Source organism: Hafnia paralvei ATCC 29927 (assembly GCF_001655005.1).
Lineage (GTDB): Bacteria > Pseudomonadota > Gammaproteobacteria > Enterobacterales > Enterobacteriaceae > Hafnia > Hafnia paralvei.
In genome coordinates, this window is record NZ_LXET01000010.1 from 156,706 (window position 1) to 181,543 (window position 24,838).

General features: G+C 49.5%; 22 protein-coding genes. 14 read left to right on the plus strand and 8 right to left on the minus strand.

The window, feature by feature from the left end:
- Positions 1-90 precede the first annotated feature (90 nt).
- From M988_RS04135 to M988_RS04165, 7 genes are all read left to right on the plus strand, one after another.
- A complete protein-coding gene (locus M988_RS04135; protein ID WP_008814502.1) occupies positions 91-507 on the plus strand; it encodes a VOC family protein in 417 nt (138 codons plus the stop codon).
- 107 nt (positions 508-614) lie between these two features.
- A complete protein-coding gene (cadC, locus tag M988_RS04140) occupies positions 615-2,225 on the plus strand; it encodes a lysine decarboxylation/transport transcriptional activator CadC (protein WP_008814501.1) in 1,611 nt (536 codons plus the stop codon).
- Between the two features lie 426 nt (positions 2,226-2,651).
- Entirely contained in the window at positions 2,652-3,974 is a 1,323-nt protein-coding gene (gene cadB, locus M988_RS04145; RefSeq protein WP_020303585.1) for a cadaverine/lysine antiporter, read from the plus strand.
- Positions 3,975-4,124: 150 nt separating this feature from the next.
- On the plus strand, positions 4,125-6,266 hold the full coding sequence (locus M988_RS04150) for a lysine decarboxylase CadA (protein ID WP_004094314.1): 2,142 nt from the start codon (positions 4,125-4,127) through the stop codon (positions 6,264-6,266).
- A 73-nt stretch (positions 6,267-6,339) separates the two neighbouring features.
- Positions 6,340-7,824: a dipeptide permease DtpD gene (gene dtpD, locus M988_RS04155; RefSeq protein ID WP_008814499.1), complete on the plus strand. Its 1,485-nt coding sequence runs from the start codon at positions 6,340-6,342 to the stop codon at positions 7,822-7,824.
- Between the two features lie 78 nt (positions 7,825-7,902).
- The gene (gene tilS / locus M988_RS04160; protein ID WP_064572956.1) at positions 7,903-9,222 is read left to right on the plus strand and encodes a tRNA lysidine(34) synthetase TilS; all 1,320 of its coding nucleotides are present in this window, start codon (positions 7,903-7,905) and stop codon (positions 9,220-9,222) included.
- Positions 9,223-9,366: 144 nt separating this feature from the next.
- Positions 9,367-9,684, plus strand: a complete 318-nt coding sequence (locus M988_RS04165; protein WP_082919402.1) for a c-type cytochrome — start codon at positions 9,367-9,369, stop codon at positions 9,682-9,684.
- Positions 9,685-9,778: 94 nt separating this feature from the next.
- On the opposite strand, the gene rof is transcribed toward M988_RS04165, so the two are convergent.
- Together rof and M988_RS04175 are read right to left on the minus strand one after the other, a co-directional pair.
- Positions 9,779-10,039 (minus strand): Rho-binding antiterminator, encoded by a 261-nt coding sequence (gene rof / locus M988_RS04170; protein WP_004094310.1) that lies wholly within the window; start codon positions 10,037-10,039, stop codon positions 9,779-9,781.
- On the minus strand, positions 10,026-10,226 hold the full coding sequence (locus M988_RS04175) for a YaeP family protein (RefSeq protein WP_008814496.1): 201 nt from the start codon (positions 10,224-10,226) through the stop codon (positions 10,026-10,028). The genes rof and M988_RS04175 overlap by 14 nt, the downstream gene beginning before the upstream one ends.
- Positions 10,227-10,452: 226 nt before the next feature.
- On the opposite strand from M988_RS04175, the gene M988_RS04180 reads away from it, so the two are divergent.
- The 3 genes from M988_RS04180 (at position 10,453) to nlpE (ending at position 12,162) form a co-directional block, all read left to right on the plus strand.
- Positions 10,453-11,001: a YaeQ family protein gene (locus M988_RS04180; RefSeq protein ID WP_004094307.1), complete on the plus strand. Its 549-nt coding sequence runs from the start codon at positions 10,453-10,455 to the stop codon at positions 10,999-11,001.
- Between the two features lies 1 nt (position 11,002).
- Positions 11,003-11,419, plus strand: a complete 417-nt coding sequence (arfB, locus tag M988_RS04185) for an alternative ribosome rescue aminoacyl-tRNA hydrolase ArfB (protein ID WP_039190018.1) — start codon at positions 11,003-11,005, stop codon at positions 11,417-11,419.
- A 62-nt stretch (positions 11,420-11,481) separates the two neighbouring features.
- A complete protein-coding gene (gene nlpE, locus M988_RS04190) occupies positions 11,482-12,162 on the plus strand; it encodes an envelope stress response activation lipoprotein NlpE (RefSeq protein ID WP_064572957.1) in 681 nt (226 codons plus the stop codon).
- 40 nt (positions 12,163-12,202) lie between these two features.
- Here the strand turns inward: nlpE and M988_RS04195 are convergent, their stop codons facing one another.
- Positions 12,203-12,463, minus strand: coding sequence for a YfhL family 4Fe-4S dicluster ferredoxin (locus M988_RS04195; RefSeq protein WP_004094302.1), 261 nt, complete (start codon positions 12,461-12,463; stop codon positions 12,203-12,205).
- A 265-nt stretch (positions 12,464-12,728) separates the two neighbouring features.
- Here M988_RS04195 and yfhb point away from each other — a divergent pair, with 265 nt between their 5' ends.
- Positions 12,729-13,379, plus strand: coding sequence for a phosphatidylglycerophosphatase C (yfhb, locus tag M988_RS04200; protein WP_008814493.1), 651 nt, complete (start codon positions 12,729-12,731; stop codon positions 13,377-13,379).
- 39 nt (positions 13,380-13,418) lie between these two features.
- Here yfhb and M988_RS04205 read toward each other — a convergent pair whose 3' ends face one another.
- Together M988_RS04205 and M988_RS04210 are read right to left on the minus strand one after the other, a co-directional pair.
- Positions 13,419-14,102, minus strand: coding sequence for an isochorismatase family protein (locus M988_RS04205; RefSeq protein ID WP_008814492.1), 684 nt, complete (start codon positions 14,100-14,102; stop codon positions 13,419-13,421).
- 71 nt (positions 14,103-14,173) lie between these two features.
- A complete protein-coding gene (locus M988_RS04210) occupies positions 14,174-15,043 on the minus strand; it encodes a pirin family protein (RefSeq protein ID WP_064572959.1) in 870 nt (289 codons plus the stop codon).
- A 116-nt stretch (positions 15,044-15,159) separates the two neighbouring features.
- Here M988_RS04210 and M988_RS04215 point away from each other — a divergent pair, with 116 nt between their 5' ends.
- Positions 15,160-16,059 (plus strand): LysR substrate-binding domain-containing protein, encoded by a 900-nt coding sequence (locus M988_RS04215; protein WP_064572962.1) that lies wholly within the window; start codon positions 15,160-15,162, stop codon positions 16,057-16,059.
- A gap of 203 nt (positions 16,060-16,262) precedes the next feature.
- Here the strand turns inward: M988_RS04215 and yiaY are convergent, their stop codons facing one another.
- Both yiaY and pspE read right to left on the minus strand, forming a co-directional pair.
- Positions 16,263-17,414: an L-threonine dehydrogenase gene (gene yiaY, locus M988_RS04220; protein WP_008814489.1), complete on the minus strand. Its 1,152-nt coding sequence runs from the start codon at positions 17,412-17,414 to the stop codon at positions 16,263-16,265.
- Between the two features lie 294 nt (positions 17,415-17,708).
- On the minus strand, positions 17,709-18,029 hold the full coding sequence (pspE, locus tag M988_RS04225) for a thiosulfate sulfurtransferase PspE (RefSeq protein ID WP_008814488.1): 321 nt from the start codon (positions 18,027-18,029) through the stop codon (positions 17,709-17,711).
- A gap of 220 nt (positions 18,030-18,249) precedes the next feature.
- On the opposite strand from pspE, the gene tadA reads away from it, so the two are divergent.
- The gene (tadA, locus tag M988_RS04230; protein WP_064572967.1) at positions 18,250-18,762 is read left to right on the plus strand and encodes a tRNA adenosine(34) deaminase TadA; all 513 of its coding nucleotides are present in this window, start codon (positions 18,250-18,252) and stop codon (positions 18,760-18,762) included.
- Here tadA and mltF read toward each other — a convergent pair.
- Positions 18,759-20,255: a membrane-bound lytic murein transglycosylase MltF gene (gene mltF / locus M988_RS04235; RefSeq protein ID WP_008814486.1), complete on the minus strand. Its 1,497-nt coding sequence runs from the start codon at positions 20,253-20,255 to the stop codon at positions 18,759-18,761. The genes tadA and mltF overlap by 4 nt on opposite strands.
- A gap of 315 nt (positions 20,256-20,570) precedes the next feature.
- Here mltF and purL point away from each other — a divergent pair, with 315 nt between their 5' ends.
- Positions 20,571-24,461: a phosphoribosylformylglycinamidine synthase gene (gene purL, locus M988_RS04240; RefSeq protein WP_008814485.1), complete on the plus strand. Its 3,891-nt coding sequence runs from the start codon at positions 20,571-20,573 to the stop codon at positions 24,459-24,461.
- Positions 24,462-24,838: the final 377 nt, after the last annotated feature.

Below are 24,838 nucleotides of genomic sequence, written 5' to 3' on the forward strand. Positions count from 1 at the left end.
CCTTTATAAGGGCACAATTATCACTGTAGAATTGCTTTCTGCTGAGTAAGGGGGTAATTTCCCTGAGAATCATTAGCATCTGGAGGATGTGTGAAACTCAATAAAGTCCACCATATCGCAATTATCGCGTCTGATTACCCACGCAGTAAGTCATTTTACTGCGATATTTTAGGCTTTACGTTATTGAGTGAGGTGTATCGTGCGGAGCGAGATTCCTGGAAAGGGGATTTGGCACTTAATGGTGATTACACGATTGAGCTGTTTTCGTTTCCACAACCTCCTGCGCGTGTTTCGCAGCCCGAAGCCTGTGGGTTGCGACATCTTGCGTTTAGCGTAGATGATATTGATAGCGCAGTAACCCATTTGGCGCAGCACCAGATTCGTTGCGAACCGATACGCATTGATCCATACACTGAACGACGATTCACGTTTTTCACTGACCCTGATGGCTTGCCGCTTGAGCTTTATCAGGCGACCAATAGGTTAAAAAATAGTACCAATTGTTGAAATTATAATACCAATAGGGCGTAGGGTGCTGCGGTTTACTGTGTAACATCTTCCGCTGTGCTACTATTGCGCGCTTCTTTCCATTTCCCTCTGAGCCTTAGCACACCATGCAAGAGCAAACTTTCCGCGTTGGCGAATGGTTGGTTTTAGCCGCTGATAATAAGATCACCCGTGATGGTCGGTTATTAGTGCTAGAGCCTCGCCTCATCGATATGTTGAGCTACTTTGCTCATCATCCCGATACGGTACTAAGCAGGGATGAACTAATTGATAACGTATGGAAACGTAATATTGTCACCAACCATGTGGTGACTCAGTGTATCTCCGAGCTGAGGAAATATCTCAAAGACGGTCGCCCTGATGCGCCGGAATACATCGTCACCGTGCCTAAGCGCGGCTACAAGCTGGTTGAGCCCGTTATCTGGTGCGAAGAGGGCGGTGCAGATTTTACTATGCCAGCTCAGGCGCCTGTAAAAGTCGTTATCGATCATGAGCCAGAAGACGGCAGTGGTCAGCTTCCACTGAGCACGACTGTGGCTGAATCTCAGCGACAACAGGCTGACGCGCTGAATAGCCCAGCAACCGCAACAGAAACCGTTACCAAGAGTAAGGGTGAAAAAAAACGGTTGTCTAAGCTATGGCATTCGCGTTTTTGGGTCTGGGTGGCATTTCTTTCTTCACTGTTGCTGTGTATTTCTTTGGTCGGCTTGGCGGTGTTTAACCAGCGAGTGCCTGTTGCACCGGCGCCAATGTTGCTAAACCCACGCGACATTGATATTCGTATTCAGGGGGGCAACAGCTGTACCAACTGGACAAATCAGCTTTCTTACGTTGTCGGCCTGAGCGAAATGCTGGCGCAGGGCTTGAATACACACTCAACGTTTTTGGTGCATGATCAGACGAACTATAACTATGGTGGACCGAGTAGCTCTGGTAAGTCCATGTATATTGAGTTTGTGAATCAGCGCCACTATCGCGCGCAGCAGTGTTTTCTGTCAGTCCGCTTGATCGATAACGCTGATAGCTCAGTCATGTTGGAAAAACGCTACTTTATTACTACGGATAATTTGCTGACGGTACAGAAGGATTTCATCGATAGCATGTTCCAAACGTTAAAAGTCGTTCAACCTTCGAGTATGGTGCAGAGAATAGAAACGCTAGTACCGCAACATAGTCAGGTGTTACAGCTTTACTATCAGGCGCACCAATTATTGATTCAGGGCGACAGTGACTCACTGAACCAAGCCAGTGTCCTGCTTGCTCAGATTACAAAACAGTCGCCAGAGTTTATCTACGCGCGTGCGGAAAAAGCATTGGTTGATATTTTGCTGAACTCATATCAACCGTTTAATGCATCAGACTTGGCGGATCTCCGTAAAGAGATTACGGACGTTGAGGCTATTCCGTTATTGCAGAATAGCGCAATTATCCAGCAGATATATACGGTTGATTATTTAAGTCAGGGCAAAGTTGATGAGGCCTTTAAGATGATAAATAAAGGTATCGATTTAGAAATGTCTTGGCTGAACTATGTATTGCTTGGAAAGGTGTACGAATTGAAAGGTCAGAATAACCTTGCCGCTGATGCTTATATTACGGCATTCAATTTGAGGCCTGGAAATAACACATTAGACTGGATAAAGAATGGGGTTTTCCAGACTAACGTTATCCGTGTAGCACCTTATCTTGCCAATTACGATTTCTCTAACAACAATTAATTTGTATGATATTTAATCTAGCCTGTCTTCTTATAAAGGACAGGCTTTTTTTTACCTCCAAAGAATTATAAACCTCTCCCCAAAATCCTGCTGACAATGAAAAATATATGCATTAAATGTGTTGTTTTTTTGTGTGTTTTCATGTGTTAATTTTGTTTCTTTATGTTGATTGTTTGCTTGAAATTCTTTGGGTAAATTTTATATCAACACTCTGTTTTTATTGAATAAAATCTATGTTTCTTGATGTTTTTTTACTTGTTGGATAAAAATGTCAAGATGTCATTTATTGGGACACGCTGATAATTTAACTTTACCTTTAGGACTTTTATTTTGCCGGTCAGTACCATGCATCCCATCAAGTCGGTCACCTAACTGCGGTAATGAGTGAATGCGACTTTTCTGAAAATTAATCAGGAGCAACTGACCATGTCATCAAGCAAGAAAATCGGGCTAATTGCCTGCACCGGCGTAGTAGCTGGTAATATGATGGGGAGCGGTATTGCACTATTACCTGCGAACCTGGCGAGTCTCGGTTCCATCGCAATATTTGGTTGGATCATTTCTTTAATCGGTGCAATGTCACTAGCGTATGTATATGCACGTTTGGCTACTAAAAACCCTCAAGAAGGTGGCCCAATTGCTTATGCTGGTGAAATTGGTCCGGCATTTGGTTTCCAAACCGGTGTTCTTTATTACCATGCAAACTGGATTGGTAACTTAGCAATCGGTATTACCGCAGTTTCTTATCTTTCTACTTTCTTCCCAGTATTGAATAGCCCAATCGCAGCCGGTATAGCCTGTATCGCGATTGTGTGGATCTTCACCTTCGTTAACATGTTGGGTGGTACTTGGGTAAGTCGTTTAACCACTATCGGTCTGGTTCTGGTATTAATCCCAGTCATTGGTACTGCTATCGCTGGTTGGGCTTGGTTTGACCCTGCGACTTATCACGCTAACTGGAACACTTCTGGTGGTACTGATAGCCACGCAGTTATCAAAAGTATTCTGTTGTGTCTGTGGGCGTTCGTCGGTGTTGAATCCGCAGCAGTAAGTACTGGTATGGTGAAAAATCCATCTCGTACCGTTCCACTGGCTACCATGTTAGGTACTGGTCTGGCAGGTATCGTGTATATCGCGGCAACTCAGGTTATCGCCGGTATGTACCCAGCTCACGAAATGGCTGCTTCTGGTGCACCGTTCGCAATGAGTGCTTCAACAATGGTCGGTGGTTGGGCTGCTCCTGCAGTATCTGCTTTCACCGCATTCGCATGTTTAACCTCTTTAGGTTCTTGGATGATGCTGGTGGGTCAAGCCGGTGTTCGTGCTGCTAAAGACGGTAACTTCCCTAAAGTGTACGGCGAGCTGGACAAAAACGGCATTCCTAAGAAAGGCCTGTTGTTAGCCGCAGTGAAAATGACCGTACTGATGATTCTGATCACTGTAATGAGCGCCAGCGGCGGTAAAGCGTCTGACCTGTTCGGTGAACTGACTGGTATCGCGGTACTGCTGACTATGCTGCCTTACTTCTACTCTTGCGTTGACCTGATTCGTTTCGAAGGCGCCAACGTGAAAAACCTGTTGAGCTTGGTTGCATCGGTTCTGGGTTGTTGCTTCTGCTTCATCGCTCTGATGGGTGCGGGTTCATTCGAACTGTCCGGTACCTTCATCGTGAGCCTGGTTATCCTGATGTTCTATGCACGTAAAATGAACTCACGCAAACCACAAGCTAGCGCAGACAGCAACGCATAAGTGACTTGGCTAACGCCACGAACACAACGAATTGAGTAATCCTCGCGATTACACACAGCAAGACAAATTAATTTATCCAGCCTCTCTCTGTTTGAAGTACTTCTACTGAAAAGTAGGGAGGGGCCAGCTTTTTGCCTGGAGAATTAGAGTATGAATATTATTGCCATCTTGAATCACATGGGCGTCTACTTCAAAGAAGAGCCTATCCGTGAACTGCACAAGGCACTGGAAGCACTGGATTTTCAGATTGTTTATCCAAACGACCGTGAAGACCTGCTGAAACTCATCGACAACAATGCACGTCTGTGCGGTGTTATCTTCGACTGGGATACTTATAATCTCGACCTGTGCGAAGAAATCAGCGCGATGAACGAACATCTGCCGGTTTATGCTTTCGCCAACACCCACTCCACTCTGGATGTTAGCCTGAACGATCTGCGTTTGAACGTTGAGTTTTTTGAATACGCACTGGGCGCAGCTCAGGATATCGCGCAAAAAATCCGTCAGAGCACCGATGCATACATCGACGAAATCCTGCCACCGCTGACCAAAGCACTGTTCAACTACGTTAAAGAAGGTAAATACACCTTCTGTACTCCGGGTCACATGGGCGGTACTGCGTTCCAGAAATCCCCAGTGGGTAGCATCTTCTATGATTTCTTCGGCGCTAACGCGATGAAATCTGATATCTCCATCTCTGTGGGTGAACTGGGTTCTCTGCTTGATCACTCAGGTCCACACAAAGAAGCTGAAGAATACATTGCGCGTACTTTCAACGCAGAACGCAGCTACATGGTGACTAACGGTACTTCTACCGCGAACAAAATCGTTGGTATGTACTCTGCACCTGCTGGCAGCACCGTTCTGATTGACCGTAACTGCCATAAATCTCTGACTCATCTGATGATGATGAGCGACATCACTCCTATCTACTTCCGTCCAACCCGTAACGCTTACGGTATTTTGGGTGGTATTCCTAAGAGTGAATTCCAGCACGACACCATCGCTGAACGCGTTGCACAAACTCCAAATGCAACCTGGCCAGTTCACGCCGTAGTGACTAACTCCACTTACGACGGTCTGCTGTACAATACTGATTACATCAAAGAAGCGTTGGATGTTAAATCCATCCACTTTGACTCTGCATGGGTTCCTTACACCAACTTCAGCCCGATCTACAAAGGTCTGTGCGGTATGAGCGGTGGCCGTGTTGAAGGCAAAGTCATTTATGAAACTCAGTCTACTCATAAACTGCTGGCTGCATTCTCTCAGGCTTCAATGATTCACGTTAAAGGTGATATCAACGAAGAAACCTTCAACGAAGCCTACATGATGCACACCTCTACTTCTCCTCATTACGGCATCGTGGCTTCTACCGAAACCGCAGCAGCAATGATGAAAGGTAATGCCGGTAAACGTCTGATCAACGGTTCTATCGAACGTGCGATTCGTTTCCGTAAAGAAATCAAACGTCTGAACTCCGAGTCTGAAGGCTGGTTCTTCGACGTATGGCAGCCAGAAGGTATCGACGAAGCGAAATGCTGGCCTTTGGATTCCAAAGACAACTGGCATGGCTTCAAAGATATCGATAACGACCACATGTATCTGGACCCAATCAAAGTCACTCTGTTGACTCCAGGGATGCAGAAAGATGGTTCAATGGCTGATACCGGTATTCCAGCGTCTATCGTCTCTAAATACCTGGATGAGCACGGCATCATCGTTGAGAAAACCGGTCCATACAACATGCTGTTCCTGTTCAGCATCGGTATCGACAAAACTAAAGCGCTCAGCCTGCTGCGTGCACTGACCGACTTTAAACGTTCATACGATCTGAACCTGCGCGTTAAGAACATGCTGCCTTCACTGTATCGTGAAGATCCAGAGTTCTATGAAAACATGCGTATTCAAGAACTGGCACAGGGTATCCATGCGCTGATTCAGCACCACAACCTGCCGGACCTGATGTACCGTGCATTTGAAGTGCTGCCAACCATGGTGATGAACCCACACGCTGCGTTCCAGATGGAACTGCGTGGCCAGACCGAAGAAGTTTATCTGGAAGAGATGATCGGCAAAGTGAATGCCAACATGATCCTGCCATATCCTCCAGGAGTTCCTTTGGTCATGCCAGGTGAAATGCTGACCGAAGAAAGCCGCCCAGTTCTGGAATTCTTGCAGATGCTGTGCGAAATCGGTGCGCACTACCCAGGCTTCGAAACTGATATCCACGGTGCATATCGTCAGGCTGACGGTCGCTACACTGTTAAAGTTATCAAAGAACAGAAGTAATAGACTGACTGAGGGGGCGTCCTAATAAAGGGCGCCCCCTTTTATTATGCAACCCCCTTAAATGGGAGATGACATGAAAACACCCTCACAACCGCGCGCTATCTACTATGTCGTAGCATTGCAAATCTGGGAATATTTCAGCTTTTACGGCATGCGTGCGTTACTCATTCTTTATCTCACCCATCAGCTAGGGTACAACGATACCCACGCTTTCAGTCTTTATAGTGCTTACGCCTCACTCGTTTATGTCACGCCAATCATCGGCGGGATCCTAGCAGACAAATTGTTAGGTAACCGGATGGCTGTGATTGCAGGGGCGATCCTGATGACGCTGGGCCATGTGGTCTTGGGCGTTAGTGCGGTTTCACCGTCTTCTCTCTATTTAGCCTTAGCCATCATTGTGTGTGGTTACGGGCTGTTCAAATCCAATATCAGCTGCTTGCTGGGAGAACTTTACTCTCCCGAAGATCCACGCCGCGACGGCGGTTTTTCACTGCTCTATGCAGCTGGGAATATTGGTTCGATCGTAGCGCCAATTGCCTGCGGTCTGGCTGCCGAACAATACGGCTGGCACGTCGGCTTTGCGCTGGCGGGGATCGGTATGTTTGCCGGTTTGATTATCTTCTTATGTGGGCACAAACATTTCCGCCATACCATTGGTGTGAACCATCAGGGGATGAAAAATACAACGCTGCGCATCCCAAACTGGGGGTGGTTGCTGGCGGCGGTGATTCTCTCTCCTCTGTTTGTTGCAGTGCTCTTCTGGCGCGATTGGTCGAGCTACGCTTTGGCTCTGGTGTGTGCTGGTGCCATTATTATTCTGGCCGGAATCTATCGTCGAGCAGAGCCTGAGCAGCGCAAAGGTCTGCTACAGATCGTGATCCTAATGTTGCTGGGAACGTTATTTTGGGCATTTGCTCAGCAGGGCGGAAGCTCGATAAGCCTATTTATCGATCGTTTTGTCAATCGCCAGTGGTTCTCTTTCACCATTCCGACGGCGGTATTCCAATCCGTGAATGGCTTTGCCGTGATGCTAAGCGGCGTGGCACTAGCTTGGCTGGTACGTGAAAATAGCAACGGCAATCGTATATTGCGCATCTGGGGTAAATTTGCATTAGGCCTTGCGCTGATCAGCGCAGGGTTTGGCATTCTTACTTTTAATGCTCGTTGGGCCGCGGTTCATGGGCAGGGTTCCATGGCGCTGACCGTATTGGGCTTAGCGGTTATGGGATGCGCAGAACTGTTTATCGATCCAGTTGCGATGGCACAGATCACACGTCTGAAAATACCGGGAGTGACGGGCGTCCTGACCGGTATTTATATGCTCGCGACTGGATCGATAGCTAATTATCTAGCAGGAATTATTGCCAACCAAACGGCAGAAGTTTCATTTGAACAGGGTGGAGAAGCAACGGCGCATTCCGTTATGGCTTATGTGAGCGTCTTTAGCGATATCGCCTGGGGCGCGCTTGGCTGCGTGGGATTAGTCGCGTTAATCTGGCTGTGCCATATGTTGATGGTACGCCGTAATGCAATTGCCGCCGAGTCGTGCGAATAAGGACTTGCTTCCAACAGAGCGGATGGTTAACGTTCTGATATTCAATCGTTCAGGGCGGTGACCGCGCCGTAAAGTTTCATGAATAGCTCAGAAATCCAGATGCGAATTGCCAGCAAGCTTCAGGGGCGTTCGCAACTGATGGTTGCTTTTAGCGGTGGACTTGATTCCACCGTACTTCTGCATGCGCTAGCACAACTGCGCATGCAGAATTTTCCTCATCTACAACTGCGTGCAGTCCATGTACATCATGGACTAAGCCGCTATGCCGATTTATGGGTCGATCATTGCGAGTCCGTTTGTCGCCAGTGGCAGGTTCCCTTGAAGGTGCTACGCGTTAAGGTTGATTCCCAACGCAGCGGAGTAGAGGCGGCAGCGCGCGACGCGCGATATCACGCCATTGCTGACGAAATAAGTCATCATGAAACGTTGCTCACGGCTCAGCATCTCGACGATCAGTGCGAGACGTTTTTGCTGGCGCTTAAGCGTGGCAGTGGTCCAACCGGACTCTCTGCGATGGCGAGCCATATGCCATTCTTCAGTACTGAACAGCTCCGTCCTCTGCTGGATATCAGCCGTGCTCAGCTTGAGGAATATGCTGCTAACTACGATCTCAAATGGGTCGAAGACGACAGCAACCAAGACGATCGCTTCGATCGCAATTTCCTGCGCTTGCGCGTCATTCCGAATCTACGCGATCGCTGGCCGCATTTTCCCGAAGCGGTTGCTCGTAGCGCCAGCTTGTGTGCAGAGCAAGAACAACTGCTCGATGAGTTACTGCTAGAGTCGCTGCAATCGCTCATGAGTGAAGATGATTCGCTCAATATTGACGGCCTATTACCTATGTCGGAGGCCAAACGTTATGCGCTATTACGGCGTTGGATCGCCTGCTTTGGTGTCATGATGCCGACCCGAGAGCAACTCCAATTGCTCTGGTCTGAAGTCGCCATGGCACGCGAAGATGCCGAGCCTCAGCTTCAGCTTGGCAAAAGCCAAATCCGTCGTTACCGCCAGCATCTTTATCTATTGCCGCCGCTGCGTTCCCTAAAAGATCAGGTGATAGCATGGGATCCGCGAGAGTCGTTGTCGCTGCCCGATGGGCTCGGTGAACTACAGCTCGGTAGCCGAGGAATATGTGTACGCGCCCCGAAATTCGATGAAGCTGTCTCAATTCGCTTCGCCGCCCATGGCACACTACGCATCGTTGGCCGCCGCCATTCGCGACCAATAAAAAAAATCTGGCAAGAACACAATATTCCACCATGGGAACGCGAGCGAACGCCTATGCTCTACTATGGTGAAACGCTCATCGCCGCTCTCGGTGTATTCATCACCCAGAATGGGCAGGCCGTGGCGGATGAGCCTGTATGGAATATTCACTGGACCAAAGACTGGATGTAAATCTCCGTCATAATTCAGGCCACAGATGCGTTGGCTGCACGCGTTCACCCTGGTCACTTACCAGTGTAAGCTCCTAGGGATAGTTCGTTCATGAAAGAATAAATAGCGCGGGTTGACGTGATTGCAATGTCGAGGAACATAACAATGATGAAAAAATTAATGGTTGCGGTCGTGCTGACGGCGGTGGCTTCTTTGCCAGTGCTGGCGGCGGGTGATGCGGCAGCAGGTAAAAGCAAGGCGATGACCTGTGTCGCCTGTCACGGTATGGAAGGTAAAGTGACGGTGCCGATGTATCCAAATCTGGCAGGTCAGAATGCGATGTATCTTGAGCAGGCGCTGAAGGATTATAAAAGCGGGGGACGTTCCGGCGGGCAGGCTGAGGTGATGAAGGCCTACGTTGGCAATCTTTCTGAACAGGATATCAGCGACTTAGCCGCCTACTATGCAAGTCTTAAACCCTAGCCAGCCTAAAATCCAAACTTAAATCCAAAATAGAAAGGGCGATGATTTCATCGCCCTTTCTATATCTGTGGCTGGAGATGTGTGCCGAAAGGGGTTAAGAAATGCTTACGTTGACGGTACCAATTTCAGGGTGACTGAAGCTGGCTATATGGTCTAAACGTAACTCCCGTGGCTCGCCGTCTTGCTCAATGATCAGATACTCTACGTGTTTACGCGAAATCAAATCATTGGCTTTAGCTTGCAACTTCTCTCCGTTGCGCAGTTCTAGCGCCAGTATCAGATGATGCTGGCAGGCGAGTTCCAAATTGTCGTAATCGTCACAGTTGATTGGCTGATACTCTTCAATTTTCGACATAATCACTCACCAATAAGTTAGCGGCGGCATAGGCCGCCTGTTCCCTAACGGCAGATGGCAGCGCTTCATTGGCTGCAACCTCATCCAGAGCTTTTAAAACACAACCTAACGCATCAGGTATATACCCCAAATCTCCACTGCCAATCTGGGCATACATACGGCGTACTAACTCAGAATATTGCTGCAAAGTTATCCTCCTATAAAGCTTATCCCAATGACGGGCAGTTGGTAAAAACCGGCATGAGGATAAGCTCTGCTTATCTCAACGACTATAGCACAGTCGCTCTCACTAGAAAGCAGCTAGAGCCGTTGCGCAACGCAATTAATTCGTTCTTTACACGTGACAATCCCCAGCCGACTAGTTGGCTGGAAGGGGATACGGTACACTGTAAATAATTATACGAGAGGATTTTATGGCATTAAAGGCAACGATTTACAAAGCTAACGTCAATATTGCAGATATGGATCGTCATTTTTATCATGATGCTTCTTTGACGTTGGCACAGCATCCCTCAGAAACCGAACAACGAATGATGCTGCGACTTTTGGCCTGGATTTGCCATGCGAACGAGCGTTTGACGTTCACTAAAGGTCTATGTGCCGACGATGAGCCAGAGTTATGGTTGCGCAACGATTACAACGGAATCGATTTGTGGATTGAACTCGGTTTACCCGATGAGAAACGTCTTAAAAAGGCCTGCTCGTTATCGCAGGAAGTGGTGCTCTACGCTTATAGTGAACGCGCGGGACGAGTGTGGTGGCAGCAAAATCAGGCAAAACTGAGTGGTCTTAAGGCGCTTTCCATTCGTTTTGTCAGTGATGACATCATGGCTCAGTTGCCAAAATTTGCTAGTCGCACCATGGATCTACAGGCCACGATACAGGAAGGCGCCATTTGGCTGTCTGATGCGCAACAAAACGTAGAGATCCAGTTTGACCATTGGAAACCTGCGGGAGTTTAAGATGTTGCAGATAACCAATACCGTTTCTATTGCTGATGACGAAATTGAACTCACCGCGATCCGTGCGCAGGGTAACGGGGGGCAGAATGTGAATAAGTCATCCACGGCGATTCATCTACGTTTTGATATTCGTACCTCCAGTTTACCTCCGTTGTATCAGGAGCGTTTATTGGCGATGAGTCATCATCTGATTACTTCTGACGGTATCGTGGTGATTAAGGCGCAGGAGTATCGTAGTCAGGAGTTAAACCGAGAAGCGGCGCTAGCGAGATTAGCTGAATTGATTAAATCGGCGGGGGTGGTTGAGAAAGTTCGCCGTCCTACTAAGCCGAGCCGAAATGCAAAGCGTAAGCGGGTCGAAAGCAAAACCCGACGCGGGGTGACCAAGTCTTTACGCGGTAAGATCAGTGCTGATTAATATTAGTACTTTACGTGCGGCTTAAGACAAACATGATAAAGATCCACAGTAGGAGAATAACTGTGAAAAAATTGGCTATTTCGCTGTTTCTGGCAGCGGGTGCGATGGCACTGTTCGGGTGTAATGCTCGTTCTCAATATGTAGAACAACCTCTCCAGCCGATGGCGCAAAGTTTTCAGGGCGTGTTGCCTTGTGCTGATTGTCAGGGTATGGATACGTCGCTGTTTTTGGAAAAAGATGGCACTTTTGTTCTAAAAGAAGTTTACCGTGGTACACGTGACGGCGATCAGGCCTTTGCGGAATACGGTAGCTGGCAGCGCACCGCCGATAAACTGGTGCTTATCGGTACAGACGGCAGCAAGCGTTATTTTCGTCCTAAAGGCAATGATTTAAACATGCTGGACGCCAGCGGCAACGATATCGACTCCGCGTTGAATTACACGCTGAAAGCGACAGATGCGCCGCTGCCAGTTACGCCGATGACGTTTAAAGGCATGTATGTTTACATGGCCGACGCGGCGACCTTCCATGATTGCGCTACAGGCAAAAATTTCCCGGTGAGCAATAACATTGCTCTGGAGCAGGGGTATAGCCGCGCTCAGGGCGAAGCCGGTCAGCCGGTATTTTTGGAAATTCAGGCGCACTTCGCCATAACGCCATCGATGGAAGATGGGATGGTTGAAAAAGCGATTGTCCCTGACGGTCAGCCTCGTTTTGATGCTAAAGGCGCTTGTGCTAACTGATATCGTTTAATAAGACCTCAGGGCGAGAGCCCTGCGGTCATTAAATTTTGTCTGAGTGATGCAGTACCACGAACTTATCCCACAGCTGTTCGTTGCTTTCTAAATGTGCCGGATCGCGAATAATTGTATTATCGATGGGGCAAACCTTCATGCAGGTTGGCTCATCGTAGTGACCCACGCACTCGGTGCAGCGTTCGGCATCAATCTCGTAAATATCCATTCCCATGGAAATCGCTTGGTTCGGGCACTCCGGCTCGCACATGTCACAGTTGATACATTTTTTTGTGATCAGTAGGGCCATAACTCTCTCATAACGTTGCTGGGTGGTCGCGAACCAAGTCGGCTAAACCACTCGTGTGGGGCGGATAAATACTCGCGGGGGCGCGATTATACCCCCTCCAGCGACAGACACCAATTTTTTACTCAGGTTATTCCTTTGCGGTGAGCTTTGGTTTAGCTCGGTGCAGTTTATGGGATGCCATAGTTGTATCTTGAAGAGATGCTGGTTACCGTTATGACAGGATTTTTGTCTAGAGGATGGGATTTCGCTTTCCCGAGGAGCCATTTTGACCGATAACCCGTCAGCGAAAAATACACACCGCGTGGTCTTTTTTGACCTTGATGGCACTCTGCATCAGCAAGATATGTTTGGGCGCTTTTTAAGATTTCTGATTTGGCATATGCCGCAAAATTTGCTGCTAGTGATCCCATTATTACCCGTGATTGCTTTTGGCTTGATCGTGCAGGGCAGAGCCACGCGTTGGCCGATAAGCCTGTTGCTTTGGGCGATCACTTTTGGTCATCGAGAATCGCGCCTGAATGCGCTAGAACGTCAGTTTGTTCAAGCCTTCAAGCGTGATGTTGTTCCTTTTCCCGTAGTTCTGGGGCGGCTGAAAGAGTATCTCGGCAGCCAAACCGCAGAGGTGTGGTTGATTACCGGATCGCCACAGCGTTTGGTTGAACAGGTTTATGCTGATGAACCTTTTATTCATCAGGTGAGGATGATCGGCAGTCGCATGGTGCGTAGAAACGGCGGCTGGGTGATGCCGCTGCGCTGTTTAGGGCAGGAAAAAGTGGTTCAGCTAGAAATGCAGTTGGGTAAACCTCTTAAGTTATTCAGTGGATACAGTGACAGCCAGCAGGATAATCCACTACTGGCGTTTTGCGAGCACCGTTTCCGCGTGAGCCCAACGGGAGAACTCCAGCAACTGGAGTGAATGAGAAAGCCTCTACGGGGGCGTAGAGGCTAGGCTAAATTAGCTACGTTGCGAGTCTAACACTTCGTTATCGCGCGCCGCCTGTTGTGCGCGTGTATGGCTTTCGATCAGCAACTGATAATGAGGCATTGCCTGCGCATACACTTCAGCCCACTGTTCCGCGTCAGGGCGATTCCAAGTACCTTGTAGCTCTGAAATAGTGCCCATGGTGTCGATAGGGACAACGCCTGCCTGCGTTAAGCGTGCAATCGTTAAATCACTGGCCATTTGTGAAACGGTGCCTGAAGCATCAACAACGGCAAAGACTTTATATCCCTCATAGATAGCGCTGATGCACGGGAAGGCCAAGCAGACGCTGGTAATCGTGCCAGCGATAACCAAGGTTTTCTTGCCGGTTGCTTTCACTGCATCAACAAACTCCTGTGAATCCCACGCGTTAATTTGCCCTTTACGCGCCACGTAGGTAGCGTGCGGTGCGGCTGCGTGAATTTCTGGGATTAACGGGCCATTAGGTCCTTGCGGTACAGAGGCTGTGGTAATGACCGGAATTTGCAGTAAATTTGCCGCCTTTGCCAGCGCGATGGCGTTGGCTCGCAGTTGGGGTAAATCGATATCTTTAACCACCTGAAACAGACCGCTTTGGTGGTCGATAAGTAAGAGCGCGGTATCGTTAGGATCGATAGTCGGCTTAGCGCCGTTAAAGTTAGCAATATGGTTATTCATAGGATGACCTTTTAGTTTTATGACAGGGGATCTATCTAATTGAAAAGTAGGGACGTCCTTGTCCATGACGACTACTGGCTCGTCATTCGTCCAAAATGACCGGTTTGAAAATCACTCAATGCCTGAACAATTTGCTGTTGGCTGTTCATGACGAACGGGCCATAACCCACGATGGGCTCATCGAGTGGCGCGCCGCTGAGCAGTAATGCCACGGAGTCGCTGTGTGCGGTCAGGGTGATGCTCTCGCCTTCAACAGAAAACAACGCCAGTTCCGCATCATGCAGTAGCTTTTGCCCATTCACTTCCACCGCACCTTTCAGTACCACCAGAATGGCATTGCGCCCAGCGGGTAGCGTGAAGTTCGTTGTCTTGCCGGCATTAAGCTTTATGTCCCACACATCGAGCGGTGAGAAGGTATGCGCTGGGCCTTGGTGCCCGCTGAACTCACCGGCGATAACGCGTAGCTGTCCTGCATTATTTTCAAGATCGAGCTGTGGGATCTGGGCTTTCAGCAGCGTTTGATAACCTGGTTCTGTCATCTTGTCTTTCGCGGGCAGATTAACCCACAGCTGTACCATCTCTAACGTGCCACCCGTGGCTGCAAATGACGGTGCATGAAACTCCTCGTGTAAAATCCCCGCGCCGGCGGTCATCCACTGCACGTCTCCTGCGCCAATAAAGCCGCCATTTCCGGTGGAGTCGCGATGTTCTAACTCCCCCTGATAAACAATGGTGACAGTCTCAAAGCCACGATGAGGGTGCTCACCCACGCCACGGCGTTTGTCCGTTGCTGAGAACCGTTGTGGGCCGGCATAGTCCAATAATAGAAACGGGCTGATGTATTCGCCTTGCTGGTTATAAGAAAACAGGCTGCGAACCGGAAAACCGTCGCCCACCCAATGTGAGCCAGGAGCGCTGTAAACGCCGATAATCTTTTTCATGATTTTGCTCCGCTTAGCCAAATTCGATGTAATAAGTCTAATTCAGCGCAAGTTGGTGCAGTAGTAGGCGTAAATGTGTTTCACTGTTCTAAATTTGGAACAATTGGAGTTGTACGATGTATGACTTAAATGAAATGTTTTTATTTGTTCATGTCGTCGAAAATCAGGGCTTTGCCGCTGCTGGACGTGCGCTAGGTATGCCGAAATCTAAAATCAGTCGCCGAATTGCCCAGTTGGAAGAGCGTTTAGGTATCCGGTTAATTAACCGCTCGACGCGCCGTTTTTCGGTAACGGATTTGGGCCAAGAGTATTACCACCACTGTCGTGCGATGGTGGTGGAAGCCGAGGCGGCAGAAGAGTTGGTTGCACGCCGCCACTCAGAGCCCTGTGGCACGATTAAGATAAGTTGCCCGACTTCACTGTTGGATTATTGGGTGGGGTCTATGCTGTCGCGTTTTATGCTGCGTTATCCACGCGTGAACTTGCAAATAGAGAGCACCAACCGAAAGGTTGATGTGATCCACGAAGGGATTGATATTGCCATTCGTGTGCGGATGTCTCCGCTGGAAGACAGCGAATTGGTGGTTAAACGACTGGGGAATAGCCGACAGATGCTGGTGGCAAGTCCGGCGCTGATTGATGGGAGAAACATGACGCCTGCAGCGCTCAGTGAGCTTCCGGCATTACATTGGGGATGGGTGCAAAGTGATTATAGCTGGCGACTTCAAGGGCCTAATAGCGCGACGGCACACATTAGCTTCCAGCCTCGGATAGTCACCGATAATCTAAGTTTGCTCTGTCAGGCCGCCGTTGCCGGGTTGGGCGTGGTTCATTTGCCGTATGTCGTTGCGCGTAGTGCGTTGGCAAGCGGTCAACTGGTCGACGTGCTGCCGCAGTGGCATCCATCGTCGGGGCTAATTCATGCCGCTTATCCTAGCCGTAGAGGACTCCTACCGGCGGTGAAAACGTTGCTCGATTTTCTGGGTGAAGAGTTTCAGCACAGTGATTTGATGTAGAGCTAACTCGGGGCATAAAAAAGGTAGGCACTATGCCTCAATGCTTGTCAGTTAAGCCTGATTTTAGGGGAAGTACACCGATGGGGTCGTAGCGGCGAAGCCGCCGGAGTGCCCCGCGGTGTGCTAGCCCCGTGTATCTCGCTCCCTTAAATGAACAGCATTAGGCACTATGCCTACCTTTGTCTTTTTAACTCAGAAGGTTATTACATTGCTGCCTTAAAGATAGCGACGATTTCTTCGTGAGTTGCTTGAATTGGGTTAGTGAATCCACAGGCATCTTTCAGCGCGTTAGTTGCTAACGTTGGCAGATCTTCGATTTTAACGTTCAACTCGGTTAAACCTGCAGGGATATTGACATCTTTGGCCAGTTTACGAATTTCAGCGATGCAGGCATCTGCGCCCTGTTGGTCATTCATGTTGCTGACGTCAACGCCCATTGCGGCTGCGATATCTTTTAGGCGAGAAGCACAAACTTTCGCATTAAAGATCTGTACGTGTGGCAGCAGAACCGCGTTGCACACACCGTGCGGCAGATCGTAGAAACCGCCAAGTTGGTGTGCCATGGCATGCACATAGCCCAGTGACGCGTTGTTAAATGCCATACCAGCCAAGAACTGGGCATAGGCCATGGTTTCACGTGCTTCCATGTTGCTGCCGTTTTCAACTGCGTGGCGCAGAGATTGGCTGATCATGGTCACCGCTTTCAGTGCACAGGCGTCGGTGATTGGGTTCGCCGCAGTAGAAACATAGGCTTCTACGGCGTGAGTTAGCGCGTCCATACCGGTTGCCGCTGTCAGGCCTTTTGGCATTCCCGCCATCAGCTCAGGATCGTTAACGGACAAAATTGGAGTGACGTGCTTATCAACGATCGCCATTTTGATGTGACGGTCGATATCGGTAATGATGCAGAAACGGGTCATTTCTGACGCGGTACCGGCAGTGGTATTGATAGAAATCAGCGGCAGCTGTGGCTTCGCTGATTTATCAACGCCTTCATAATCACGAATGTCACCTCCGTTGGCAGCGACCAGCGCAATACCTTTCGCGCAGTCGTGTGGAGAGCCACCGCCAAGGGAAATAACACAGTCGCTTTTATGCTGACGTAGAATTTCCAGACCTTCAGCTACGTTAGTGCTGGTTGGGTTTGGATGAGTGCCATCGTACACGGCGCTTTGGATACCAAGATCGGCAAGCAGAGATTGTACTTTAGCAACGACGCCGATTTTGTTCAGGACGGCATCGGTGACGATCAGCGCGTGTTTGTAGCCATAGCCTTTCATGGTGGTTGCAGCTTCTGCGAGGCAGCCAGCACCAATCATGTTCACAGATGGGATAAAGAAGGTAGAAGTTGTCATCGTGTCATTCCTTAATGTGAGAAAATTAACATCACGATACTACTCAAGAGGTAGAGTAAATCTGATCTTCCTCAAGATCTGGTAGGAATAAAATGATAGCAAAATTAATACATTGATTATTTATATATTCGTGTCTTGTGTGATGTTTGGCATGTATAAATATTCTGCTGTGGTTAAACGTGTTAGTCCTGCTAACCTATCTTTACGCGGGTGTAAAATTAGGGGGGATAAAGGAGAGAATGAGTCAGCCCCCCGAAGCCGATGGTTTTTGCATCGAGGGGAATAATCGTGTGATTATTTTATCATGGCCTGTGTTTTTTCAACGTCTTTGAGGCCGCCTTCATTAATAGCGTTTTTGTAACCCATATCTTGCAGCAGTTTTTCAGCTTTACCAGACTGGTTACCCGTATTGCAGTAAAGGTGCAGCGTATCGTTCTTGTCCTGTGTCACTTCGCTGATGCGTTGATCCAGTTGTTTTAACGGAATATTCACGGCACCTTTTACGTGAGTTTCCTGATACTGGTCTGGAGTGCGAACATCGATCCAATGTTCTGCAGCCCACAAAGAAGTGGAGGCCATAAGCATGACACCGGCGAGTAGCGCTTTTTTTACCATTCGAGTTTGACCAAACATCGTGATACATCTCCTTTTCAACGTTGAATAAAATAGACGGCTTAAGCCTTTTACATCGTACGTGATTCTTTGGCATAAAACTTTGCGCCCAGACCGCATAGTAAAAATAGTGCAAAGGTGTTGAACGATGATGATTAAGCCAAAGATGCAACTTCAAGCAAGAAAGGTATAATGCGCGCCCTGAATGAACGGAGGTGAGCACGTGAGCGAACTAAATGATGCTTACTGGATGAAGCAAGCGTTAGCACTAGCGCAAAAAGCATGGGATCAGGGCGAAGTTCCCGTAGGGGCTATTTTGGTGCTGGATGATGAAGTCATAGGGCAGGGATGGAATCGCCCAATTACCCGCCACGATCCTACCGCACACGCTGAGATTATGGCGTTACAGCAAGGGGGGCAAATTGTGCAGAATTATCGGCTGCTCAACGCGACGCTGTATGTGACATTAGAGCCCTGCGTGATGTGTGCTGGCGCAATGGTTCACAGCCGTATCAAGCGTTTGGTGTATGGTGCGAGTGATTTAAAAACTGGGGCGGCGGGATCTTTGCTAGATGTTTTACGTCATCCGGGGATGAACCATCAGATCGAGATTACCGCTGGCGTGATGGCGAATGAATGTTCAGAGATGCTAAGCCAGTTCTTTCAGCAGCGTCGCGAGCAGAAAAAAGCCGAGCGCGAGGCTCGGCGCCTAAACCAACCTGATCGAGCAGATTAAAACGGTAGCAGCCCGCGAGGGCTGCGCTTAGGCTTCCCTTCAAGTGCATCTTCCGGTGATACGGCTGGATAGCCTTTACCGAGAAGTGCCTGGCGGGTTTGCTCGGCGGCGACTTGTTTCTCTTTTTCTAACAGATACCCTTCCAGACTAACCAGATAACGGCGAATGTTTTCGACATACTGATAGGCCTCATGCCCACGTGCGTAGCCGTAGGTGAGATTCTGGTTATACTTTTTCTGGCTTAACATCGGCAATCGCTGCTTCACATCAACCCAGCTATTAGGATTTCCGCCCTGTTTTTGTGTCAATTGACGCACGTCTAGCATATGACCATAGCCCATATTGTAGGCGGCCAGTGCAAACCAAATTTTCTCATCTTCAGGGATAGTGTCCGGCAGTTTATCCATCAAACGTTCAAGGTATAAAGCACCGCCCGCAATGCTTTGTTCGGGATCGAGACGATCTTTGACGCCAAGCCCATCAGCCGTAGCGCGAGTGAGCATCATCAACCCGCGAACGCCCGTGGGGGAGGTTGCTTGAGGATTCCAATGAGATTCTTGATAGGCAATTGCGGCTAACAGTTTCCAGTCAATTTTGTCTGCATATTTTTTAAAGATATCGCTCAAATCTGGCAGTACGTTATCAATTGCAGCTAAAAACGTTTTGATGTCGACGTAGTCAAAGCCGCCCACATGGCCTAAATACTTCTCTTCGAGCCTAGCAAGAGAGCCGTCGTCCACCATGTTGCTGAAAAAATCCAAAACGGCGGCATATAAGCTGTCGTCGTCAGTGCGGTTCAAATACCACATGACTGGCTCTTCATCGCTGATATCAAAAGCAACGGCGAGTTGAGGATGGATGCGTTGAAACAGTGCCACGCTGACAGAGTCCGCAATGGTGTAATCCAGTTTTCCTTGAACGACACGCTGCATAAGCTCGTTAGAAGAGAGATCGCTGGAAGATTCCCAAGTGAGATTAGGATATTTATTCTGCTTATATTGGCTCAGTGTGGTGACGTGGGCTGAGCCTGATTGCACCGCAAGCGTACCGCTTAAATCGTTCAGCGATTTTGGGCGGGGCTTACCCTGTCGATAAACCAACTGTTGTGATACCGAGTAATAAGCAGGGCCAGTGCGAAAACGGCTCAGGCGCTCGGTATTATAAAGCAAACCGGCTGCAACCAGATCGCTTTTACCACTATCCAAATCGTCAAATAATTCGGGCAATGTGCCACGCACACGAACTTTTAGCTTTACGCCAAGATAATCAGCAAAGCGTTTTGCCAGCTCATAGTCCAAGCCGCTCACGTTTTTCCCATCAGCCTGATAGGTTAAGGGAGAATTAATCGTGCTGACCCGCAGTTCCCCACGGTCAAGGATCTGTTGTAGCTGGCTCTCATTTCCGCTACGCCACGGAATGTTGGGCCATAGCGCAAGCGCCAGCAGGGCAGAAACGATACCAATAAGATAATAATTATATTTTATACGTTTCAAATAGTTATCTCATGAATGTGTATCGAGTTGTGAGGCTGTGTTTGCAGGATAGTATATGGCTAAATCAACAGGCAGGCGGCATTTTGCGCAACAAAGCGTCAGTGCGCAACTCAAAAAACACATAAATTTTATCTCACTATGAAACACCCTATGTGAAATAAAGGCTACGCAAACGGTTTCGTCTGGCGTGTAGATTCTCTATAATGTCTCCCGCTTTCCCCCTGTTTCGCCCACTGAGGCGGTTGTAGACAAGGTTATTTGACCTTTCACAGCCATCTCGAAGACGAGAGAACCTAGATGACGGACTTATTTCCAATGGAAATCATGCGTGGCTCACCCGCTTTGTCGGCTTTTCGTGTTACCCAACTGCTGTCTGCTTGTCAGGACGCTAATCTTCCAGTCAACGATATCTATGCTGAATATGTGCACTTTGCTGACGTCAGCGCGCCTCTCTCAGCAGAAGAAAAGGCGACACTCCAGCGTTTGTTAAAATACGGCCCTTCTTTGGCCGAGCACGAACCCAAAGGTCGTTTGCTGTTGGTGACACCACGCCCTGGAACCATTTCCCCGTGGTCATCTAAAGCAACTGACATTGCGCATAACTGTAATCTTCCACAGGTGATCCGTTTAGAACGTGGCGTTGCCTATTACGTGGATGCACCTGAACTTACCGATGCGCAGTGGCAAAAATTGCAGGGTCTGTTGCACGACCGCATGATGGAGCGTGTATTCCATGAATTGCAGGACGCTCAGAAACTCTTTAGCCACCAATCTCCCGCGCCAGTACAGAGCGTCGATATGTTGGGAAAAGGCCGTAGCGCGCTGGTTGAAGCTAATACACGCCTAGGGCTGGCGCTGGCCGACGATGAAATCGATTACCTCTTGGAATCGTTCACTCGCTTGGGGCGTAATCCAAACGACATTGAGCTTTATATGTTTGCTCAGGCGAACTCTGAGCACTGCCGCCACAAGATTTTTAATGCCGATTGGATTATCGATGGGCAGGAACAGCCAAAATCGCTGTTCAAAATGATTAAGAATACCTATGAGCAGACGCCAGATTACGTGCTGTCGGCTTATAAAGATAACGCCGCGGTGATGGAAGGTTCTTCGGTGGGGCGCTTCTTTGCCGATCCGGAATCAGGTGTGTATGACTACCATCAGGAAGACGCTCATATCCTGATGAAGGTGGAAACCCACAACCACCCAACGGCGATCTCTCCGTGGCCTGGTGCGGCAACCGGCTCTGGTGGCGAAATTCGTGATGAGGGCGCAACGGGCCGCGGTTCCAAGCCCAAAGCGGGTCTGGTCGGTTTCTCCGTTTCCAACCTACGCATTCCTGGCTTTGAACAGCCGTGGGAACAGGATTTTGGAAAACCAGAACGCATTGTAAATGCTTTAAGCATTATGACCGAAGGCCCATTAGGTGGGGCAGCGTTTAACAACGAATTTGGCCGTCCAGCGCTGCTGGGTTATTTCCGCACCTATGAAGAACAGGTGAAAAGTCATAACGGCGTTGAACTACGGGGTTACCACAAACCTATTATGTTGGCGGGCGGTATCGGAAATATTCGCGCGGAACACGTACAGAAAGGCGAGATCACCGTGGGTGCCAAGCTCATTGTGCTTGGCGGGCCTGCGATGAATATTGGTTTAGGTGGTGGCGCGGCCTCTTCAATGGCATCAGGTCAGTCTGACGCGGATCTGGATTTTGCATCGGTACAACGTGATAACCCAGAGATGGAACGCCGTTGTCAGGAAGTGATCGATAGTTGCTGGCAGTTGGGTGATGAAAACCCGATTCAGTTTATTCACGACGTTGGCGCCGGCGGATTATCGAATGCGATGCCTGAGTTGGTGAGCGACGGGGGTCGTGGTGGGCGTTTTGAACTGCGCGATATTCTCAACGATGAGCCAGGAATGAGCCCGCTGGAGGTTTGGTGTAACGAATCACAGGAACGCTATGTGATGTCCGTTGCACCAGAGAAACTGGCTCAGTTTGATGCGATTTGCCGCCGCGAGCGTGCGCCTTATGCTGTCATCGGAGAGGCCACCGAAGAACGGCATTTAACGCTGAATGACTGCCATTTCGACAATCAACCTATCGATATGCCTTTGGACGTGTTGTTGGGTAAAACGCCGAAGATGACACGTGATGTCACTACGCTAAAAGCGCTGGGAGATTCGCTAAACCGTGGCAGCATCAGCATTGCTGATGCGGTGAAGCGTGTGATGCATTTACCTGCCGTAGCGGAAAAAACGTTCCTGATTACCATCGGTGACCGTAGCGTAACGGGTATGGTTGCTCGCGATCAGATGGTCGGCCCGTGGCAGATCCCAGTAGCCGACTGTGCGGTAACGACCGCAAGCCTCGACAGCTACTATGGCGAGGCGATGTCTTTAGGGGAACGTGCTCCGGTTGCTTTGCTTGATTTCGCTGCCTCGGCACGTTTGGCCGTAGGCGAAGCGCTAACTAACCTTGCCTGTACTCAGATCGGTGAGCTTAAACGCGTTAAGCTTTCGGCTAACTGGATGTCTGCAGCCGGTCATCCAGGCGAGGATGCGGGTTTATATGAAGCAGTCAAAGCCGTGGGCGAAGAACTCTGCCCAGCGCTGGGGCTCACTATCCCCGTAGGCAAAGATTCCATGTCGATGAAAACGCGCTGGCAGGAAGGTAACCAACCACGCGAGATGACATCTCCGTTGTCTCTGGTTATCACCGCGTTTGCCCGCGTCGAAGACGTGCGCCATACGGTGACACCACAGTTGCATGTTGATCAGGGCGAAAATACGCTGCTGCTCATCGATTTGGGCGAGGGGAATAATGCGTTAGGTGCTACGGCGCTAGCACAGGTTTATCGTCAGTTGGGTGATAAGCCCGCTGATGTGCGTAACACGCAGAAGCTGGCTGGTTTCTTCAATGCCATGCAGACGCTGGTGGCTGAAGGTAAACTTTTGGCTTATCACGACCGTTCTGACGGTGGTCTGTTGGTCACGTTGGCGGAAATGGCGTTTGCTGGGCACTGTGCGCTGGATATTGATATCAGCAAGCTGGGGCAGGATCACCTTGCTGCGTTGTTCAACGAAGAGTTAGGCGCCGTTATTCAGGTTCGTAACACGGATCTCGCAGCAGTAAAAGCCGTTCTGACCGAGCAGGGAATTGCTGATATCGCGCATGAAATTGGTCATGCCTCAAGCGGCGATCGCTTTGCGATTCAGTCGCATGGCAAAGAGGTGTACCACGAACAGCGTTCAACGCTGCGTCTGTGGTGGGCCGAGACGACGTGGCAGATGCAACGCCTGCGTGATAATCCGGAATGCGCCGATCAGGAACATCAGGCCAAACAGGTGGAATCCGATCCTGGCTTGAACGTCAAACTGACTTTCAATCCTCAGGAAGATATTGCCGCACCTTATATTGCAACAGGGAGCCGCCCGAAATTGGCGGTGTTACGCGAGCAGGGTGTGAACTCTCATGTGGAGATGGCTGCTGCCTTCCATCGTGCCGGTTTTGATGCCGTGGACGTACACATGAGCGATATTCTGGCAGGGCGTATCACGCTAGATGAATTCCATTCGCTAGTAGCTTGTGGCGGCTTCTCATACGGTGATGTTTTAGGTGCCGGTGAAGGTTGGGCGAAATCCATTCTGTTCAATGAACGTGCACGCGATCAGTTTGAATCGTTCTTCCATCGTCCACAAACCTTGGCTTTGGGCGTGTGTAACGGCTGTCAGATGATGTCCAATTTGCGTGAGTTGATTCCCGGTGCCGAACATTGGCCTCGTTTTGTACGTAATACGTCAGAACGTTTCGAAGCGCGTTTCAGCTTGGTGGAAGTCACGGCGAGTCCATCATTGTTGTTCCAAGGAATGGAAGGTTCTCGTATGCCGATTGCGGTTTCGCACGGTGAAGGCCATGTAGAAGTTCGCGATGATGCGCATCTGGCTGCGCTGGAGCATCATAATCTGGTAGCGCTACGCTTTGTTGATAACTTCGGTAAAGTCACCGAGTCTTATCCGGCGAACCCAAATGGCTCAGTGAACGGCATCACCGCTGTTACTAGCGCCAATGGTCGCGCGACTGTGATGATGCCACACCCAGAACGCGTGTTCCGCACGGTTAGCAACTCTTGGCACCCAGCCGAGTGGGGCGAAGATAGCCCGTGGATGCGTATGTTCCGTAATGCACGTAAGCAGTTGGGGTGATCATCTAGGGCATCTGAATTTATGCATCAACGGTGAAAGGTTTCGTCCGCCCGTCAGCATCTGTGTTTCCATGACACGGCTGGCGTAGGCGTCCGACGAGCGGTTGCCAGCGCGCAACCTCTCGACTCTCGCGCTTTTTTACCGCGTCGTTTGGCCGACCGGTCTCGGAGCGCACATCCTGTACGCCCTCGACCTACCGCCATCTTCCCTGATGGCGGTTCTAGGATGCATTTCATCTAGAGCATCTGAATTTATGCATCAACGGTGAAAGATTTCGTCCGCCCGTCAGCATCTGTGTTTCCATGAAACTGCTGGCGTAGGCGTCCGACGAGCGGTTGCCAGCGCGCAACCTCTCGACTCTCGCGCTTTTTTACCGC